Source organism: Streptomyces sp. 3-6 (assembly GCF_056323165.1).
This window is the reverse complement of record NZ_JBWHZP010000047.1, coordinates 1-1,431: the sequence shown is the minus strand read 5'-3', so window position 1 is coordinate 1,431 and position 1,431 is coordinate 1. Positions and strand designations below refer to the sequence as shown.

General features: G+C 67.9%; 1 protein-coding gene. It reads right to left on the bottom strand.

What is annotated here, in order from left to right; genetic code table 11:
- Window positions 1–55: 55 nt before the first annotated feature.
- The gene (locus AC02VZ_RS26000; protein ID WP_476476555.1) at window positions 56–1,294 is read right to left on the bottom strand and encodes an IS256 family transposase; all 1,239 of its coding nucleotides are present in this window, start codon (window positions 1,292–1,294) and stop codon (window positions 56–58) included.
- Window positions 1,295–1,431: the final 137 nt, after the last annotated feature.

Here is a 1,431-nt window from a genome sequence, read left to right as displayed (position 1 = left end):
GGTCACGTCCGCGGGAGTGGTGTATCGACGGCCACTCGGTGATCTCGTTTTGAGGCTATGCGGTGAGTTCGGTGGGCAGGGTGGTGTCGTCGGTTTCTGACTCGATCGGGTGGAGGCGGGCCTTGGCGAGGAGCTCGCGGCCCATGTAGCGGCGGGCTTCGGTCCATTCGTCGTTCTGCTCGGCCAGCACGGCGCCGACGAGCCGGATGACGGCGGTGCGGTCGGGGAAGATGCCGACCACGTCGGTGCGGCGGCGGATCTCCTTGTTCAGCCGCTCTTGGGGGTTGTTCGACCAGATCTGCCGCCAGATCTCACGCGGGAAGGCGGTGAAGGCCAGCAAGTCGTGCTGGGTGGCATCCAAGTGAGCGGCGGCCTTGGGGAACTTGGCCTCCAAGGCGTCCAGGACGTGTGCCATCTGGGCCTTCACTGCGTCGGTGTCGGGCTGTTCGAACACGGTCCGCAGCAGGGTCGCCACCCAGGGCTGTGCCGACTTCGGCACCTGACTCAGCAAATTCCTCGCGTAGTGGGTGCGACAGCGCTGCCAGGAGGCGCCGGGCAGCACCGCGCCGATCGCGTCCACCAGGCCGGTGTGGGCGTCGGAGACGACGAGCTGGACGCCCGTGAGGCCGCGGGCGATCAGCGAGCGCAGGAAGGCCAGCCAGCCGGCGCCGTCCTCGGCGGTGGCGACGTCGATGCCGAGGATCTCGCGGTGTCCGTCGGCGTTGACACCGACCGCGATCAGCGCGTGGACGTTGATGATCCGGCCGCCCTCGCGAACCTTCTGAGTCAGTGCGTCGACCCAGACGAACGAGTACGGGCCGGCGTCCAGGGGCCGGTTGCGGAAGGCTGCGACCTGCTCGTCCAGATGCTTGGCCATCGCGCTGACCTGGGACTTCGACAGCTGCGTCACTCCGAGGGACTCGGCGAGTTTCTCCACTCGGCGGGTGGAGACGCCCAGCAGGTAGGCGGTGGCCACCACCGAGATCAGGGCCTGCTCGGCCCGGCGGCGCCGTTCGAGGAGCCAGTGCGGGAAGTAGCTGCCCTGCCTCAGCTTGGGAACGGCGAGCTCGACGGTCCCGGCGCGGGTGTCCCACTCGCGCGGGCGATAGCCGTTGCGGTGGTTGACCCTCTCATCGCTGACCTGCCCGTATTCGGCGTTGCACAGGGCGTCGGCCTCGGCGGACATGAGGGCGTCGGCGAACGTCTTGATCATCGCGCGCAGCAGATCTGGACTCGCCGCAGCGAGGTTCTCCTCGGCGAGGGCGTGCAGGGGCAGACTGTCAGGTGCGGTCATCGTGCTGATCTCCTTCGAGGCTTCGACACTTCGAAAGATCAGCCGGTGGCCGTTCTCATATCCGGACCCTCACTCCGACGCCAGGACAAACGCCCGGATCAGGTGGGAGCCCGTACACCACTTCCCGGGACGCAACC

Excerpts from the sequence above, each read along its gene's own strand:
- AC02VZ_RS26000 (WP_476476555.1), bottom strand. The coding sequence starts at position 1,294 with ATGACCGCACCTGACAGTCTGCCCCTGCACGCCCTCGCCGAGGAGAAC.